The sequence below is a fragment of the Paenibacillus sp. FSL H3-0310 genome, from assembly GCF_038002785.1.
In the GTDB taxonomy this organism is placed as follows: Bacteria; Bacillota; Bacilli; order Paenibacillales; family Paenibacillaceae; genus Paenibacillus_AQ; species Paenibacillus_AQ odorifer.
The window spans coordinates 3,718,049-3,736,057 of record NZ_JBBODC010000001.1 but is presented as its reverse complement, the minus strand read 5'-3'; the positions used below and the strand labels follow the sequence as shown (position 1 = coordinate 3,736,057).

Annotated in this window: 13 protein-coding genes and 1 riboswitch; of the genes, 5 read left to right on the top strand and 8 right to left on the bottom strand. The window is 44.7% G+C overall.

Annotated elements, in window-relative coordinates; all coding sequences use genetic code 11:
• Positions 1-32 precede the first annotated feature (32 nt).
• Complete coding sequence (locus MHH63_RS16985) at positions 33-2,786, top strand: alpha-mannosidase (RefSeq protein WP_341171822.1); 2,754 nt, start codon at positions 33-35, stop codon at positions 2,784-2,786.
• A 70-nt stretch (positions 2,787-2,856) separates the two neighbouring features.
• Here the strand turns inward: MHH63_RS16985 and MHH63_RS16980 are convergent, their stop codons facing one another.
• The gene (locus MHH63_RS16980; RefSeq protein ID WP_076130010.1) at positions 2,857-3,294 is read right to left on the bottom strand and encodes a MarR family transcriptional regulator; all 438 of its coding nucleotides are present in this window, start codon (positions 3,292-3,294) and stop codon (positions 2,857-2,859) included.
• A gap of 257 nt (positions 3,295-3,551) precedes the next feature.
• On the opposite strand from MHH63_RS16980, the gene uvrA reads away from it, so the two are divergent.
• The gene (gene uvrA, locus MHH63_RS16975; protein ID WP_341171821.1) at positions 3,552-6,056 is read left to right on the top strand and encodes an excinuclease ABC subunit UvrA; all 2,505 of its coding nucleotides are present in this window, start codon (positions 3,552-3,554) and stop codon (positions 6,054-6,056) included.
• An 893-nt stretch (positions 6,057-6,949) separates the two neighbouring features.
• Positions 6,950-7,147: a hypothetical protein gene (locus MHH63_RS16970; RefSeq protein ID WP_341171820.1), complete on the top strand. Its 198-nt coding sequence runs from the start codon at positions 6,950-6,952 to the stop codon at positions 7,145-7,147.
• Between the two features lie 150 nt (positions 7,148-7,297).
• On the opposite strand, the gene MHH63_RS16965 is transcribed toward MHH63_RS16970, so the two are convergent.
• From MHH63_RS16965 to MHH63_RS16940, 6 genes are all read right to left on the bottom strand, one after another.
• A complete protein-coding gene (locus MHH63_RS16965) occupies positions 7,298-7,867 on the bottom strand; it encodes a YdeI/OmpD-associated family protein (protein WP_248547987.1) in 570 nt (189 codons plus the stop codon).
• 56 nt (positions 7,868-7,923) lie between these two features.
• Entirely contained in the window at positions 7,924-8,439 is a 516-nt protein-coding gene (locus tag MHH63_RS16960) for a DinB family protein (RefSeq protein WP_248547988.1), read from the bottom strand.
• Positions 8,440-8,521: 82 nt separating this feature from the next.
• Entirely contained in the window at positions 8,522-9,433 is a 912-nt protein-coding gene (locus MHH63_RS16955; RefSeq protein WP_248547989.1) for a helix-turn-helix transcriptional regulator, read from the bottom strand.
• Positions 9,434-9,575: 142 nt separating this feature from the next.
• Entirely contained in the window at positions 9,576-10,751 is a 1,176-nt protein-coding gene (locus tag MHH63_RS16950) for a KamA family radical SAM protein (RefSeq protein WP_282579735.1), read from the bottom strand.
• Between the two features lie 131 nt (positions 10,752-10,882).
• Positions 10,883-11,026: riboswitch (cyclic di-AMP (ydaO/yuaA leader) on the bottom strand.
• Positions 11,027-11,074: 48 nt separating this feature from the next.
• Positions 11,075-12,742 carry an AraC family transcriptional regulator gene (locus tag MHH63_RS16945; RefSeq protein ID WP_341171819.1) on the bottom strand — a complete coding sequence of 556 codons (1,668 nt, stop codon included), beginning with the start codon at positions 12,740-12,742 and terminating at the stop codon, positions 11,075-11,077.
• Positions 12,743-12,881: 139 nt separating this feature from the next.
• Positions 12,882-13,907, bottom strand: coding sequence for an ABC transporter substrate-binding protein (locus MHH63_RS16940; RefSeq protein ID WP_339173231.1), 1,026 nt, complete (start codon positions 13,905-13,907; stop codon positions 12,882-12,884).
• A gap of 526 nt (positions 13,908-14,433) precedes the next feature.
• Here MHH63_RS16940 and MHH63_RS16935 point away from each other — a divergent pair.
• A complete protein-coding gene (locus MHH63_RS16935; RefSeq protein ID WP_036689719.1) occupies positions 14,434-15,096 on the top strand; it encodes an HAD family hydrolase in 663 nt (220 codons plus the stop codon).
• A gap of 42 nt (positions 15,097-15,138) precedes the next feature.
• On the top strand, positions 15,139-16,344 hold the full coding sequence (locus tag MHH63_RS16930) for a mannitol-1-phosphate 5-dehydrogenase (protein WP_341171818.1): 1,206 nt from the start codon (positions 15,139-15,141) through the stop codon (positions 16,342-16,344).
• A gap of 91 nt (positions 16,345-16,435) precedes the next feature.
• On the opposite strand, the gene MHH63_RS16925 is transcribed toward MHH63_RS16930, so the two are convergent.
• On the bottom strand, positions 16,436-17,896 hold the full coding sequence (locus tag MHH63_RS16925; RefSeq protein WP_341171817.1) for an alpha-L-fucosidase: 1,461 nt from the start codon (positions 17,894-17,896) through the stop codon (positions 16,436-16,438).
• Between the last annotated feature and the right edge of the window lie 113 nt (positions 17,897-18,009).

Genomic DNA, 18,009 nt, shown 5'->3' with positions numbered 1-18,009 from the left:
TAGAACGCATTGCATATAAGGAGGTCTTCACTTTGGAAAGTTCAAAACAATCAATTAGCCCTCAGACAGCCCATATCATTTCACATACACACTGGGACCGGGAATGGTATCTTCCCTATGAGAAGCATCATGTACGCTTAGTGAAACTGGTTGATGAATTACTGAACCGGTTGGATGAGGATAACGAATTTAAGAGTTTCTATCTGGATGGACAGACGATTATTCTGGAAGATTATCTTCAGGTACGTCCCGAAAATCAAGAGCGGCTGCAGAAATATATTACGGAAGGTCGCCTTCTAATAGGACCTTGGTATATTTTGCAGGATGCGTTCCTTACTAGTGGGGAGGCCAATGTTCGTAATATGCAGATTGGCCATCAGGATTCGAAGCGTTACGGGGAACCCTCCAAAATCGGTTATTTTCCGGACACCTTTGGTCTAGTCGGCCAGACTCCACAATTAATGCTGCAATCCGGCATCAATAATGCCTTTTTTGGAAGAGGTGTGAAGCCCACTGGATTCAATAATACGGTGTCGGATGGAGGTTACGAATCCTCATTCTCGGAGCTGATTTGGGAAGGTCCTGATGGATCAAAAGTGCTAGGCATCCTATTTGCCAATTGGTATTCTAACGGAAACGAAGTGCCTGTAAATGAAGCAGAAGCCAAAGTGTTCTGGGAGAAAAAGCTGGCAGATGCGCGGAAGTTTGCTTCTACAGGTGAGCTGCTGTTCATGAATGGTTGCGATCATCAGCCGGCTCAACTGGATTTGCCAGAGGCTATCGAAACTGCGAAGCGGTTGTATCCAGATATGGAGTTCATTCATTCGAACTTTCCTGATTACCTTAAGGCCGTAGAGGGTGTAATGGATCGCAGCAATCTGTCGACTGTAAAGGGCGAACTGCGGAGCCAGCATACCGATGGATGGGGTACGTTAGTGAATACCGCGTCTGCTCGTGTCTATTTGAAACAGAGGAATCAGGAAGGGCAAATCTTGCTTGAAAAGTTGGCCGAGCCACTTGCTTCGTTCGCACATTTACTGGGGAAAGAGTACCCCCATCATCTGTTCACCTATGCATGGAAGACATTAATGCAGAATCATCCGCATGATAGTATTTGTGGATGCAGCGTGGATGAGGTACACCGTGAGATGGTCACCCGTTTTGACAAAAGCCGTCATGTGGCAGAGACCATTGTTGAGGATAGTAAACGAGTGATTGCAGAAGCTGTGGATACGTCCGGGTTTACAGCATATGGTGAAGACGTGCTTCCACTAGTAGCGATGAATATGACGGGTTGGAGTCGCACGGGTACTGTGAGCGTAGAACTTGATGTGGCGCGTCTATATTTGCGAGAAGGGTTTTCTCTGGAAGAAACGGCTAGCCGTATGACTGGAATTGACTTGCACGGTTGTGTGTTAGTAGACGATCAAGGGAATAACATTGCCTGCCAGCTGGAGGACTTGGGGCTTCAGTTTGGTTATGATTTGCCAGATGATAAGTTCCGTCAGCCGTATATGTGCCGCCGGGTAAGACTTACCTTTGAAGCCGTAGAAGTTCCTGCGCTAGGTCTTCGATCATATGCTTGGGTTCGCCGAGCAGATGCAAAACTGCCAATAGCCGCTGAATCTTTGCTATATGGAGATCGGGTGCTGGAAAATGACGTTATCAAGGTAGTCATTAATGATGATGGTTCGTTTATGCTAAGTGACAAAACTAGTGGAGTGACCTATCAAGATCTTGGTGTATATGAAAACACCGGGGATATCGGCAATGAATATATGTACAAACAGCCAGAGGCTGAACAAGATTTGACGACTAAAGGACTGAAGGCTAACATTTGTGTACTGGAAAATACATCGTTTCGCGCCGCTATAGAAATTAACCATAACTGGGAGATTCCAGCCTCGGCAGATGATAAGCTGGATGAGGAGCAGCGTGCACTGGTTTATTATCCGGAGCGCAAAGCTCAGCGCAGTAGTGACACAGTCATTCTGAAACTTCGTACTGTAATCTCCTTGGAGCGGGGCGGAAAGGGATTGTATATCGAAACGACAATAGATAACCAGGCCAAAGATCACCGGATTCGTATACTGTTTCCAACAGATTTGAACGCTGCCACGCATCGTGTAGATTCGATGTTCGAGGTTGCTGAGCGGAATATTGAACCAGCCACAGAATGGAAGAATCCGAGTAACACGCAACATCAGCAAGCCTTTGTTGATATTAGTGATGGGAAAGCGGGTCTAACCGTCGCTAATTTTGGATTAAATGAATATGAAGTGCTGCGAGATGGGCGTAACACTATTGCGATTACGCTGCTACGTTCTGTTGGCGAACTTGGTGACTGGGGGCTATTCCCAACTCCAGAAGCGCAGTGTCTGGGAGAGCACGTTGTTCGTATGGAGCTTATCCCGCACACTGGTGAGGGTATAATTTCCGGTGCTTATGCTGAAGCTTACCAATTTCAGGTTCCGTGGATTGTATGTCAGACAGATGTACATGCAGGTGTGGTTGCGCCGGTGTATACTCCATTTGATTGGGAGAGTAAGGAACTCGCATTTTCTTCACTAAAAATGAACGAGCAGACTGGAGATATACTGCTGCGTTGGTACAACATGAGTCAGCAGAACACCAACCTGGCCTTCCATTCGTCTATTCCACAGCAGTATTTCTATAAAACGACGATTCTAGAAGAGGAGAGCCACCCAGTCTCTAGGGATGAGAAAGGTAGCTTGGACTTACTGATCGGTCCATGCGAAATTGTAACGATTGGTATTAGAAAATAAATGAAAAAGGACGGTATCCAGAGAGTCGTATGACTTTTGGATATCGTCCTTTTTTGTATAAATACGTATCTTAGGAAGAAGATTTGCCGCGCGCAGTGGATCCAAGCTGATCAATCTGCTCTTCCAGAACCGCACTTGCTTGGCCTAAAAACTGCGAAATAAGGGCGAGCTCTTCATCCGTATAAGAAGCTGCGAGCTTAACCATGGCGGTATGGAGCGGTTGGTACGTATTAATGACATCATCTTTATTCTCATATAATGGCACGATAATCACTTTACGGCGGTCATTCGGATCATTTTGTCTGCGGACATAGCCATTTTTTTCGAGCCGGTCTATTAATGCCGTAACACTGCCTGTGGTCAGACCCGTTAATTTGGACAGTTCTCCGGCAGTGATCGGACCTTTCTCCCGTAGAATATCTATAGATAAGAAATCATTATTGTATAACCCAAGTGAGGCGGCTACATTTTGTTGGTACAATACCGTTCGGTTTCCCAAACTGCGCATAAGCAAGGTGAATTGTTCCTGCTCTGGTGTAGGTTGTTCGTGGCTTGACAAAAGATAACGCTCCTTTTAAAATAATTATATCTTGATAGTCAAGATATTAGATTATAAAGTTATTCGAAAATTTTGTGATATATCAAATACATTCTATCGAAATTAGAAATGTTTTGCAAAATAATTGCAATCCAACAGCTTTGGGCAACCATATGGATAGAAGATATAACTACGAACCAGTGGGTTGAATTGAGAGGGGAATAGATGTGAAAGAGACTATTGTTATTAAAGGTGCAAGAGAGAATAATCTGAAAAATGTCTCGCTCACGATTCCTAAGTATAAGCTAGTTGTCCTGACAGGACCTTCGGGATCAGGGAAATCGACGTTAGCTATGGATACACTTCAGCGGGAATGCCAAAGACAGTATTTGGATTCCATGGGCATGACGTCAGATACGATCAGCAAACCAAAGGTGGAGTCTATTATTGGACTGTCTCCGTCCATTAGTGTTGGACAACATATCACCAATCGTAATCCCCGTTCGACAGTTGGGACAGTCACCGACATCTATACGTTTGTCCGGTTTATCTTTTCCAGATTAGGCGAGCGGGTTTGCCCTTCCTGTAGTGGCAGCATCCCACCTTCTTTTGAAGCGAGGGGATTGCTGATCGAGGAAGACGAGGAAATGGATGGTCAAACGATGGGGTGTCCGCATTGCGGAGCTGAGCTTGAGAGGCTGGGCATGTCCCACTTTTCTTTTAATAAACCGGAGGGAGCTTGTGAAGCCTGCGGTGGTGTTGGATCTGTGGCAACTATAAATGAAGCGGCGGTGTTTAATCCAGAACTTAGTATGCATGAGGGTGGTGTTGCCTCGCTGAATGGTGTTCATCGTGATATACAGATGCGTATATTAGTGGCCGCTGGCAAGCATTTTGGCTTTGAGTTTGACCCGGATCAGCCCTTAAAAGATTACGGTGAAATTCAGCGCGACTTGTTGTATTACGGAGTGGAAAGTGAGGCGTTTAAGCGCCATTTTCCCAATGTTAAGCCGATTCAAGGCACCAAATTTGAAGGCGTCATTCCTGGTTTGTGGCGGCGTTACAAGGAGAAGGAAGGAGAAGCTGGTACACAGGAAAAAGACGGCGGATTTTTTCATGAGCAGCAATGCCCGGAATGCCTTGGCGCTCGCCTAAAAAAAGAAGTTCGTCTCGTTCGGGTAGCTGACGCATCGATTACGGAGGTATCGGATTGGTCATTAAGCGATGTTTACGAGTGGACGAAAGGCTTGGAGGCGGCTTTGCCCGCCGAGGGATTTCATCTGCTTGAACCCATCCTTCACGATATGCCTACCCGACTAAAACGGATTATCGATGTTGGTCTTGGTTATCTTTCCATGAACCGTCAGACGGTCTCCCTCTCTGGTGGAGAGGCACAGCGGCTGCGCCTTGCCTCATTGCTGGGGTCAGGTCTGACTGGAGTGTTATACATTCTAGATGAACCGACGACCGGGCTTCATCCGCGGGATACTGTTGGCCTCATTCGTGTGCTTCAGGAGCTGCGCGATTTGGGTAATACGGTGCTCGTTATCGAGCATGATATCGAGATGATGCGCGCTGCCGATCATATTATTGATATGGGTCCGGGTGCTGGTTTGGACGGCGGGCAAGTTGTTGGCGAGGGCAGCATTGAGGATTTGATGGCAAGCGAGGCTTCTGTTACGGGAGCCTATCTTAGAGAAGAGCGTCATAAGACTGCTGCATATGTTCGCCGGAAAGGTGACGGAAAACAAATCACCATCCGACAGGCACAGTACCGGAATATTGATATCCCGGAAGTTTCTTTACCTCTAGGTTGTCTGGTCTCTGTAACTGGAGTTTCGGGTTCAGGCAAGTCGACCCTAGTCTTTGATATTCTTGCGCAAGGCAGTACGAAAGGACATGAGCAAATAGGCTGTGCGGAGATTGCGGGCTTAGATCAGGTTGGAAATATAGTGATCTTTGACCAATCGCCCATGGGTAGAATGTTGCGTTCTAATGTAGCGACATATACAGATGTATTCACACATCTGCGCCAGCTGTTTGCTGCATTGCCGGAGGCGAAAAAAAGAAAACTGACCTCCAAGCATTTTTCCTTTAACACACCGGGTGGACGCTGCGAAACCTGTCAGGGTCTTGGGGTGCTAACTGTAGACATGAATTTCTTACCCGATCTGGAGGTTAAATGCCACGCATGCAAGGGGAGAAGATTTACGGATGAGGTTCTCCAGGTGAAATATGATGGATATTCCATCTCGGATCTGCTGGACATGTCCGTACAGGAAAGCTTGCCGATTCTTAAGTCGGAAGCCAAAATGGCGGGGATTATCGAGACATTGTGTGAGGTGGGCCTCGGTTACCTTAAATGGGGACAATCTGTCAAAACCTTATCCGGTGGTGAAGGGCAACGGATTAGACTGGCTAAAGAGCTGAGCAAACCTTTCAAAAACCATACGCTCTATCTGCTTGACGAACCAACAACAGGCCTTCATCCGTCAGACATCAAGCAGCTCCATACCTTGTTGAGCAAATTGGTTGATACGGGAAATACCGTCGTGGTTGTGGAGCACAGCTTAGAGTTGATTCGGGAGTCCGACTGGGTGATTGACATCGGCCCTGAAGGTGGCGTTGTGGGCGGTAAGCTTGTAGCTGAAGGTACACCGGAGCAGATTGCTGAAGTGCAGGAATCCTACACAGGGATGTTCCTGAAACGGATTCTGGCTGAAGGGCTGTAATCCAATAAAAAGAGGTGCCCAAAAGCCATGAAAATGGCTAGGGCACCTCTCTTTTTTTGAACTTAAACCAAACCTCTGCTCTCAACTCTAAACTTCATCTGAACGTCTGAACCAATCTCATTCGCGCGTACTTAGCACTTTGGGATTAACTGATGAATTATACTTACGTAGAACTGTAGAATTAACAGATGATCATGAGTCGATGGTGTTTGATCCGCAGATGATTAGGATACGGTAGCATCAGACAGCGAATGACCATGCTTCGGCGGTATGGGACTCAGCAGACCAGCGAATGATCATTCTTCGGCGTGTCGGACTCAGGAGTCCAGCGAATGATCATTCTTCGGCGTATCGGACTCAGCAGACTTTATAAGCAGGAAAATCCGCCAATTGGAGTATTATCGGACCGCATAGCTCCTAATGGCGGAAAAATCACCGTATAAGAGCCTGATTCTAAGAAATAGCTGCGCTGAAGTCCGATGAGTTGCTGAAAAGGCGATAAATTAGTAAATAGCGTCATTGGAGTCCGAAAGCCTCAGCAGGAGATCATAGTATCAGTAGCAGTAGCAGTAGCAGTAGCAGTAGCAGTAGCAGTAGCAGTAGCAGTAGCAGTAGTAGTAGCAGTAGACCCGGCGAATGATCATACTTCGGCGGTGTCGGACTCAGGAGTCCAGCGAATGATCATTCTTCGGCGTATCGGACTCAGCAGACCTTATATGCAGGAAAATCCGTCATTTGGAGTATTATCGGACCACATAGCTCCTAATGGCGGAAAAATCACCGTATAAGAGCCTGTTTCTAAGGAATAGCTGCACTGGGGTCCGATAAGTTGCTGAAAAGGCGATTAATTAGTAAATAGCGTCATTGGAGTCCGAAAGCCTCAGCAGGAGATCATGGTAGCAGTAGCAGTAGCAGTAGACCCGGCGAATGATCATACTTCGGCGGTGTCGGACTCAGGAGTCCAGCGAATGATCATTCTTCGGCGTATCGGACTCAGAAGTAGAGCGAATGATCATACTTCGGCGGTATCGGACTCAGCGGACCTTAAATGCAGGAAAATCCGCCATTTGGAGTATTATCGGACCGCATAGCTCCTATTGGCGAAAAAAACGCCTTATAAGAGCCAGTTTCTAAGGAATAGCTGCACTGGAGTCCGATGAGTTGCAGAAAAGGCGATAAATTAGTAAATAGCGTCATTGGAGTCCGAAAGCCTCAGCAGGAGATCATGCATCTAGCGCAGCTTAATAATCTAGCAGACGTCCATTATCATGCCATTGCCCGTACATTTTATTTTCTTTAGTGTTTGCTATGAATTTGTCTAATTTACTCTTAAATAAATCTGGCTGATGTTTATTGCTTTGGATCGTGTCGATCCGAACTCTTTTATAAAGGGGGGGAAAGGCCCGGAAATTCTCATATACTTGCCTGTCCTCTTTTAGCCTTTGCTCTATAATCTTATCTACTATAAAAGAATCAGGGTTCATATCAGGAAGTATCCGTTTTCCTTCAGCACTCATTAACCCCAGCTTTTCGAGGCGGCGGACCCGTTCTTTGTTCAATTCAGTCCAAGAGCTTTTTTTACTTCGGGGAGAGAGTCTTTGCGCCAGCTCTGTTTCCGAAATTTTCTTTTTCACTCCATCGATCCATCCAAAACACAAACATTCCTCAACTACGTCCAAATATAGCAACGTTTCTGGGTTTGGCGTCATACTAACGAGTACCCAACAAGATTTTTCAGTCTTACAATTCTCCTGCAGCCAAACTCTTAAATCTTCTCTCGTTTTTACTGTAATTAGATTTTCAATCTCCATAATTAAAATACAATTTCCTTTCTAGGTATGGAGTGGGGCAGATTGCCCATTAGAGTTTAAATAGCTTCCGCTGTTACCTGATACCAAAAAAGAGAATAGTCATTCATGGTGGAAGCGTGGCCTAACTGCCGTAACATAGTAGATATATTACCTCTATGATAAGTCCCGTGATTGACGACTTGCAACACAATTTCTGATAGGCGTGTTTGGCGGATTCCGGCGAATGGATTGTCAAGCAGAATGGTTTGCTCCAAATCGGATTGGTTGTGTAACCATTCTTTGTATTGTTCTGATAGCTGGGCAAAGATATTTACGTATTCATCCACAGAATCTAGAATGCTCAAATTTAGCGGGATACTTTGTTGAAAAGCCTCAGGCATGGCAGTGCCCGTTAAAACAAGATACCACATCGTATCAACCGCATAGATATGGCTAAGGGCATGAGCGATGGTGGGAAATGAGCTGTTCACTTCTTGACTTAGCACAGAAGCCGGGAGTTCCTTTATTCTCCCCAGGATAGTTTGGTTTGCCCATGTGTGGTATTTAAACATTTCTACTGGATAATTTGTCATTCGTATGGTCTCCTTTTGAATTGTCATGGATTTGTTTTTGTTACTGTTGTTAATATAAAAGAAGAAGTATGACATCAGACTGTCATACTTCTTCATAAAGTTTGAGTGTGTTTTGAAGCTGCTCTTTTAAAATACCTCGCAATGCAGGGGGTTCGAGGACTTCGGCCCCGCTGCCGAAACTCAGCAGAATGGACCAAAGCCAACGAGCTTCCAATGGCTTATACACAGGAATTCGCATCGTCATGCTTTTATCGGAATGAAATTCCTTGTCGACTTGATGAAACTGATCCAAAGCTTCTGCCAAAGCCTCAGGGCCCACCCGGATTACTATTTCCTCCACCTGATCTGCCCTGTTTGAACAGCCAGCCTCTTTGGGTACTTCATGTTGTGATTGAAAGGTATCCTGCGTCAGGAACAAATTCAGCATCCGGGAAAGACGAAACTCCCGATAATCCTGCCGTGCCCGGCAATAACCATAGATGTACCAGTTGCTATATTTAAAATGAAGCTTTACTGGTTCCATTTCACGGGTTGTACGTTCATTTTTTACACTGATGTAATCAAAACGGACAACATTTCGTTCTGCTATAGCCGCACGTAAAAGAGGTAGTGCGTCAGGATCCGTACGCCGGGTTTCAAGATCCACCGCGAGACTAGAGGTCTGTGGCTCCGTTCCAATCGTTTGCAGCCGTTCAATGGTTCCTTGCGCATGCTCATCTTCAAACACGGAAGAGAGACTGTTAAGTACAGTAATCAGAGAAGTGACATCATAGGAACGGAGCAGGCTTTTATCCATTTTATATCCGTCCATGATGCCATATCCACCTTTAGTTCCCTGATACGATACGACCGGGATACCAGCGGCACAAATCACATCAATATCCCTATAGATTGTTCGCTGGGAAACCTGAAACTCTTCAGCCAGCTTGGAGGCAGATAAAACTTCATGGTTCAATAGCTTGTAGATCATAGAAATCAATCGTTCCAATTTCATATGTGTATTCCCACCCATTAGTCCATTTCGTGTTACAGCGTGATTATATCATAGATTTTTTCGGGCTAATTTTGGGAGGGAGGAGTTTTGTTGTTGGTGATGAAGAAATATCCTATGACAGAGTCTGACAGAGCTGATTAATCTATTTACAGATTAAATCCGCAGGCTCGCCTGATAAATCATTAACAGAAATAATAGCATCGTTTTTTTTCACAGGTGGGGTCCAATATTGCTCATTCCCAGGCAGGTCATCGAACCATTCGGCGTCCTTTGGACAATCTAGAATCATAAATTTTCCGTACTCCTGATCTCTGGATTGATGGTATTTGAGATAGGCTTTCCCGTTATCAATGGCGAGAATTTCTATTTTTCCTGAGGTGTGGCTCATGGATAAGCGTACTCTTTTGCCAAGTCCTGAGGTTCTGGCTTTGGCTTCTTCTACAATTTGATAGACTTGCTCGAGCGGTAATACGAAATCCCGGTTTCCGGCAACGGGCCGGTTCACAAAGAAATAGTAGGGTGTAACGCCAGCCCATGAAAGCCGGTCCAATAGTTCCCCTAAAATAACGGGATCATCGTTGATGCCTTTGAGGATGGGAGTCTGATTTACGACAATTGCCCCTGCGTTGTGGAGAGCTTTAAATGCTTTTTTGGCTTCAGGTGTGATTTCACGAGGATGATTGATGTGCGCCATAACATAGATTCGTTTGTCTTCGGTAGAGTAAGTACGAATCAGCTCCAGCAGCTCTTCGTCTTCAGAGATCCGCATCGGATTAAATACGGGTATCTTCGAACCTAGTCTAATGATTTTAACATGCTCAATGCTTCTTAGATTTTCAATAATGGATCTTAGCTTCGGTGTGGAGAGAATTAAACTGTCCCCGCCCGTAAGAAGTACGTTGTTAATCTCCGGATTCTTTGCGATATACTCCAAGCCCGGAGAGACATCAGCCATCGCCTCTTTCACGTCATTTCGAAACAGACGCTTACGGAAACAGTAGCGGCAATAAGCCCCGCAGACCTCGGATACAATCAGTAGTGCAGTGGTTCTATACTTGTGCTGACAACCAGGTACCACATAATTCGTGTCCTCATCGGAGGCGTCCCAGCGCCCATACTCCAGCAGTTCACCTTCGTTAGGAATAACCAGCTTACGGATGGGATCATCTGGATCATCCCAGTTAATCAAAGACAGATAGTAGTCATTTACACGAAAAACAAATTTGTCTGTAATTTCTTTCAGATTCTCTTTTTCCAGCTCAGACAACATAGCTATTTTGTTAATATCCGTGAAGTACTTTACCTTTTGCACGTACATCTCTCCTTTGTCTCGTAGTGTGAGAAATGAGGGAGCCTTAGTGTCAAAGGCCAATCTACTGCCAGCAGGGTCCAAAAAAGCACAAAAAGAGACCCTTAGCAAGGGTCTCTGGTTATGTAAATAACATGAAAAGCAGACCCATCCACTGCTGACGAGGTTAGCTGACGGACTCGGGTAAGATGGTACCCTACATTCTAATGCTCAATGATTCGCCCCAATTAACTGGTTCCCCCGCTTTTCAACTGTAAAAGTTGGAAATTAAGCGTAGATAAAGTATACCCTATGAAGTTTTGAAAAGTCAAAAGAGAATCCTAGATTCACCCTCAATTGCTAGCGCTACTTCCGCCGAGTAGTTTAGGCAACAGCGTTAGCAGCTTCTCCCGGGTTAACGCATCACTAGAGTTCCATTTGCTTCCGTCGAGCAGATAAACATGTCCCTGACGTACTGCCGGGAGAGTGTTCCAAAGTGAGCTGTCTAGTAATCGTTCCATCGCAGCTCGCGAGTCTTTGCGTTCCGGAATGAACATGAAGATATGATCTCCGGCGTAGGCAGGCAGTCGTATTGGATCAACTTCGGCGAACCCTAACTCTTCGTCCAATATGGCTTGGATCTCTTCGGTCGGTTGTAAACCAAATGGGGCATAAAGCGCAGTGGAGAATCCGGACATTCCCATAGCATATAGATGATCTCCATGATCATAGACCAAAGCAGAGGCGGTTTCTCCAACTTGGAGAGTTGTCGAGTAAAGCTGCTGCCACATGGCAGCGTTTTTGATTGTGAATGACTCCAGCCATGCTTCGGCTTCGCGCTGTTTACCTAGCCAACTGCCTAATGTCCGCATTCGGTTGTCGAGAGGCGCAAATGAATCAAAGGTGAGTGTCGGAGCGATACCAGAAACTGCTCTGTAGGCTCTTTCATCACTATTTGCCAAAATGATCAAATCTGGGTTTAGGGAAGCGGTTAACTGCGGGTCCAGTGGAAACCCGACGTTGGCGAGCTTCTTAAGCCGATGTTTATAGACGCTGTTCCGGGCGAACGCTTCATCTCCACCGATAGGCTTTACACCTAACGCGAGAAGGTCGCCAAGTGTCTCGCCATGATAGACAATACGTTTCGCTCGTTCAGGAATTTCCACCTCATGACCCGTCCAATCCTTGACGGTAAGCTTACGACCTTGCTGATGTGCATATTGTCCGGGTGTAACGCCGGTTTTTTGCCGAAAGCGGCGGCTGAAATAGTATTCATCCGAGAAGCCGACCAGTCTGGCGATTTCCCGCAGTGGTTCAGTCGATTCCTGCAGGAATCGTTTGGAATGATTAATACGCAGATCCGTCAGGTATTCAAGCGGCTTTTTACCCGTAAGCTGCTGAAAGATCGGTGTATATTGCCAGATTGATATTCCCGCCAGTTCAGCTAACTGCTTCACGGTGATACTCTCTGTATAATGCTCCTGAATGAATGTTATGGTCATTTCTACGGATTCCGTAGGACTTGGCAGGTGTTTGGAAGGGTAATTATGCTCAAAAAGTAGCAGCAGCAATTCTTGGAATTTTAATTGTCGCTTAAATTGTTGTACATCATCGGTGTTATTCCTGTTCATGAGCAGGTCTTCGACTAGTCGGATTACCTTGGTGAACGGGTGCACAATTAACTCCCGTCTGCCGGAAAGCAGCTCTCCAGAATATCGTTTAGGATGCTCGGTTGTATAGATTGCTGTAAAGGTGATGAGGTAATAATACAACGTCAGCTCCTGGTTGTCCGTACTATAGGAGATTCCAGGAGATAGTAGATAACATTTATCCGTACTTAGTATCACGCTTTGATCATCGAGGTTCAATTGTCCGTTCCCTCCAGTAAATATGAGAAGGGTATAGTCCTGGTTTGTACGCGTTATAGAGCTTGAATCGGCAGCTTGAATCATCAGTTCGGCCTCGTTTAGCTGAAATAGCAGAGAGTGGAGTGGGGGGCAGGACGATGATGTATGCAGCATGGGTTCAGCCTCCGTTCATTTGGTGAGAATGATTATCAATGAATTCATTGTATATAAAAAAAAGAAGCATATCAACAGCTGTTGACATGCTTCTTGCAGTTTTTTATCAGCCTTGTGTTAAACTCTTCATCACAGAAGGTTATTTCATATTCAATAGCTGTGGAATTTCGCCAAGCAGCCATTCTCTTGTTGTCGCATCACTTGAAGTCTTCATGATGTCTTGTGTATAGACATAACCGTTCTTGACGGCAGGAAGGCTCTTCCAGATAGGGCTCTTTAATAGATTCTCTGTGGATTGTTTTGCTTCTTCTGCCACTGGAGTCAAGAGGAATATCCGGTCTCCGGCATATTCTTTCAGGACTTCCATGGATACTTCCTGGAACCCTTTACCTTCATCAAGGATCTTCTGAATAGCTGGAGTTGCCTTGAAGCCATTCTCCCCATAGAGTACCTGTGAAAGTCCGGTTGCTGCCATTATAAACAGTCTGTCTCCTGGATAATAAGTGAAGACCGCAGCCGATTCGCCCTCTTTCATGCCTGCGGATTTCAATTGCTTCCACATGTTCTCTTCAGCGGTTTTATACTGCGCAAGCCATGCTTCTGCTTCAGTCGTTTTCCCAACAATTCCACCAATGTCCAGCATACGTTCCTGGAGTGGGGCAAAGGTATCAAATATTATAGTGGGTGCAATTTTGGAGAGCTGTTCGAAATCAGCTTCATCTGTGCCCGCATAGATGATCAGGTCAGGCTGAAGTTCCAATGTTTTTTCCAGATTGATAGGGAAGCCTACATCCTCCACACCTTGTAATTGATCTTCAAAAACCTGGCCTTCGCCCATAGAAAGAGGATAACCTACCGCCTGCACACCAAGTGCGAGCAAATCGCCATAAGTTTCTCCAGAATAGATAATTCGCTGCGGATTCACCGGAATCTCTACAGTATGCCCTATGTAATCTGTATAGGAGCGGGTAGTCGCTGCTGCTTCATCTGTACTGCTATCTGAGGGTTCTGCTGAAGGTACTGCGGTTGCAGCGGAAGAGTTCCCGGTTGCGTTTGCCGTACTATTGGCAGAGGATTGTTCCTTTGAGTTTCCGCACGCCAGTAGCAATGTACTCAGCAAAAATAGTACACATACCACAGCGAAGGACTGTCGTACCTTGTTCATATCTTATTGCCTCCCTATTATATGTAACGACCACCAATAATGATAATCATTCTCGATTAAAATATATCATAAATTAAAGCCTCTTTTTACTCAATGGACAAAAAATAACCCCGTAATTTGATTTGTACAATCAAGTAAAAAGGATGTGTTTAAAATTATTTTGAATTATTTTTAGCTGCTTGGAAAAATACTCTGAATAACAGCAATCGAGAGAAAGAGAGGGAGCTTGTCTTCATAATAAACTTGGCAAAGGAATCCCTTGAAGCACATAGGATTGTGGTGTTTTTTTGAATCTGATTACTGTTATGTATTAAGAAGTTCAGGTGATGAAAAAATCCAGGTTTGTCCACATTGATTGTAATCGTTATCATTACGTGGCATGTTATCTACCGTGCTTGACGTCAGTAGAAGGGCTTTGTTATGGTTTTTATAGTCAAACGCAAGCCGAAATAGCTTTTTGTAGAATATGCAGAAGGTTTTGCGTAAGATATTCTAACCAAACATAATACGAGGGAGATGGTTGATTGTGATCAAAGGAATTATTTTTGATTTTGACGGAACGATTATCGACACGGAGACTGCTTGGTACACCGCATTTAACGAGGCTTATGCAGAATATGGAGTGGATCTGACGCTTGAACAATATTCCACCTGCATCGGCACGAGCTTGAACAGTTTTAATCCTTATGAATATTTAATGACTGATCTTAAGCTAGCGATTGACAAAGAAGAGTTCAGTAAGGCTGTTAAACAGAGACACAGCAAACTTATGGAGCTTGAAACAATACGACCAGGCATTCAGCATTATCTTGATTCCGCCAAAGCAGCTGGACTACGCATAGGGCTGGCCTCAAGTTCTTCACTGGAATGGGTGGAAAAATATCTGAATCAATTGGGTATTCGCGAGTATTTCGAATGTGTTCGGACTGCCGACCATGTGGCAAAAGTGAAACCAGATCCGGAGCTATATAACCAAACGTTAGCTTGTCTTGGAATCACAGCTGATGAGGCGGTTGCTATCGAGGATTCACCGAATGGATCTAAGGCAGCGGCAGCAGCTGGCATCCGTTGCATTGTGACGCCTAACGAAATTACTAATTTTCTTGAATTCGATAAGCAGCACCATAAAATTGATAATCTAAGTCTTCTTGAATTTGATCATGTAGTTACTCAACGTTGCTTCGTATAGAGAAACCGAGAAACTAAGTTCAAATTAAAGGGGGATACCAAATTGAGAGCCGTACATTTTGGAGCAGGCAATATTGGCAGAGGTTTTATTGGGCCTATGTTGTCGGACTCCGGTTACAATGTTTGTTTCGTCGGAAGAAATAAGAGTAAAATTGCCCAATTGCAAAAACGTGGGCAATATCCTGTCACCCTAGCTAACAAGAACCGGGACAGCTTTATTGTTGATAATGTTACTGCAATCAATCTGAATGATACTGAGGACGTTACTAGAGCTATAGCAGAAGCTGAAATTGTGACAACTGCCGTCGGAATATCCGCTTTAAAAGATATTGCTGAGACCATTGCGCAGGGCATCGAACGAAGGCTTGAAAATAGCAGAAATCTCAACCCTCTTCATATCATTGCCTGTGAGAATGGGATTGGAAGCAGTCAGAAGTTGAAAAAATCAGTTTATCGGCATATGAAGCAATCCTTCAAGGAACTTGCCGACCGCAATGTCGCTTTTCCCAATGCGATGGTGGACCGGATTGTACCTATGCAGAAAAATACAGATTCACTTGAAATCCTCGTTGAACCCTTCAGTGAGTGGGTTATTCCCCGCAGTGGAATGATTGGTAATTACAATGAAATTAAAGGCGTCCATTATGTGGATTCGCTGGCGCCATACCTCGAACGGAAGCTATATACTGTGAATACAGGTCATTGCAGTGCAGCCTATTTTGGATACCTGGAAGGTTATACTAGCATTCAAGAAGCGATGTCTGATCCCGGAATCAGAGTTCGTGTTCACGGGGTGCTTAAGGAAACAGGGGCCTTATTGGTGCATTTATATGGCTTCAAGCCCATAGAACATGACCGGTATATAGAAAAGATGATGGAACGATTCACTAACCCCAACTTTAACGATAAAATTACACGTGTCGCCCGCTCCCCGCTTCGCAAGCTTTCACCTAATGATCGACTCGTAAAACCGGCAATGCATGCTCATGAACTTGGTTTTGAGACTTCACATTTAGTCTCAGCTATTGCTTCTGCACTTTATTTTGATCATGAAAAAGATCCAGAAGCCTTACAGCTTCAAGCGGACATCCGAAACCACGGGCTAAGTGAAGTCATTGCTGCACAACTAAAAATCCCCACGGAGCATCCGCTTCATGGTCGCATTATTTTGGAGTCCAACAAATTACGCGCGAGATATCCTCATAGGACTAGAATGAAGACAATAAACGTCAGGGTACCCTACTTTTAATATAAATCGATGGTTATAAAACTATAAAAGAGTGTTCTCTGCTGGATGGGCAAGAACACTCTTTTTATAGGTTACGAAGGTCTGTAAGTCTCTAATCCAATTCAATCCGCAGAACAACCGGAGTCTCACTGCGAACCGAGGTCGTTTTTATAACCAAGGCTTCATCGGTTCTTTCCCATGCAGGTTGTTCCTCAAAACCTAAGATTTTGATCTGTTTAATCATCCCATGGAAGTGCGCAGAGTTTTCTTTAAGGGATTTGATTTGCACTATTCCGTTGTTTGGATAGACAAGAACAGTAGCGTAAAGATAACTGCCTTTTACCGTAAAGCGGATATCTTCATTAGTGAAAATTTTCGTGATCCCATCTGTAAACTGACCTTCAACGATCTCTGTAGGGCCTTCCCCGAAGGTGCGCCAGTAGGTCGTATCATAGATTGCTTCACCATTCACCTTTAGCCATTCTCCGATGCCAAGCAGAATTTCCTGATCCTGAGCTGGAATGCTGCCGTCCGCTTTAGGACCTATATTCAGCAGCAAGTTGCCGTTTTTGCTTACGATATCTATTAGATCTCTGATAATTTCTACGGCAGATTTATAATCATTTTCCGGAGTATAACACCATGAATTTTTAGCCACTGCTGTATCCGTTTGCCAGAAATAAGGTTTAAGCTCGGAGAAATGACCTCTCTCAATATCCGGGATTGCTGAGCCAAACATGAAGGCATCATGCTTATAATTGATTGCAACCGGAGTTCCCCATTCCTCTCCCTTATTGTAATAGTAAGCGGCGAACTTTTTGAGATAGGGTTTGAAGGCAGCTGTATGAATCCACCAGTCAAAGTAAAAGATTTTCGGCTGATAATTGTCTACCAGCTCGCAGCAGCGAATCAACCAATCCTCCAGAAATTCTTGATTAGGTGGGGAGCCGAATAAATCGTGATGATCGGGTTCGGGCATAGATGGCCAATAGAAATCTCCACATACAAGCGGTTCATGGATATCGGAATCAAATTCCTTGCCATGAGACAGGAAGAACCAGTGCTCAGCTCTATGGGAAGATACACAAAACTCTAATCCCTGCTGCTCAAAAGCGTCTTTCATTTCCCCGACTAAATCCCGCTTAGGACCCATCTCATATGTGTTATAGTGGGAGTAAGCGCTCTTATACATTTGAAAGCCGTCATGGTGCTCTGCAACAGGCATCACGTATTTGGCACCAGATAATTTGAAGAGATTGGCCCATTCCTCAGCATTGAAATGCTCAGCCTTGAACAAGGGGATGAAGTCTTTATAACCAAAGGTTTTATGCTCACCATAAGTAGCAAGATGATGTTCATATTCCCGCGAACCCTGGATATACATATTTCGGGGATACCACTCATTGGCGAAAGCCGGAATAGAATAAAGACCCCAATGAATGAAAATACCAAACTTAGCGTTCTCATACCACGTAGGCACTTGAAATTGACTTAGTGAATCCCAATTGGCTTTGAATCTTCCAGTTGCGATCGTATCTTCGATTACTTTTAAATATTTGCTTTTATCCACCATTTTGCAATCATCCTTTCAAACGTTTATTTCTTCTTCATTGTAGTGATTAGAGGTGGAAATCAAAATGTAGGACATTAACTTTTAGATGTACAAAACTAACCTGATAAGGCGGA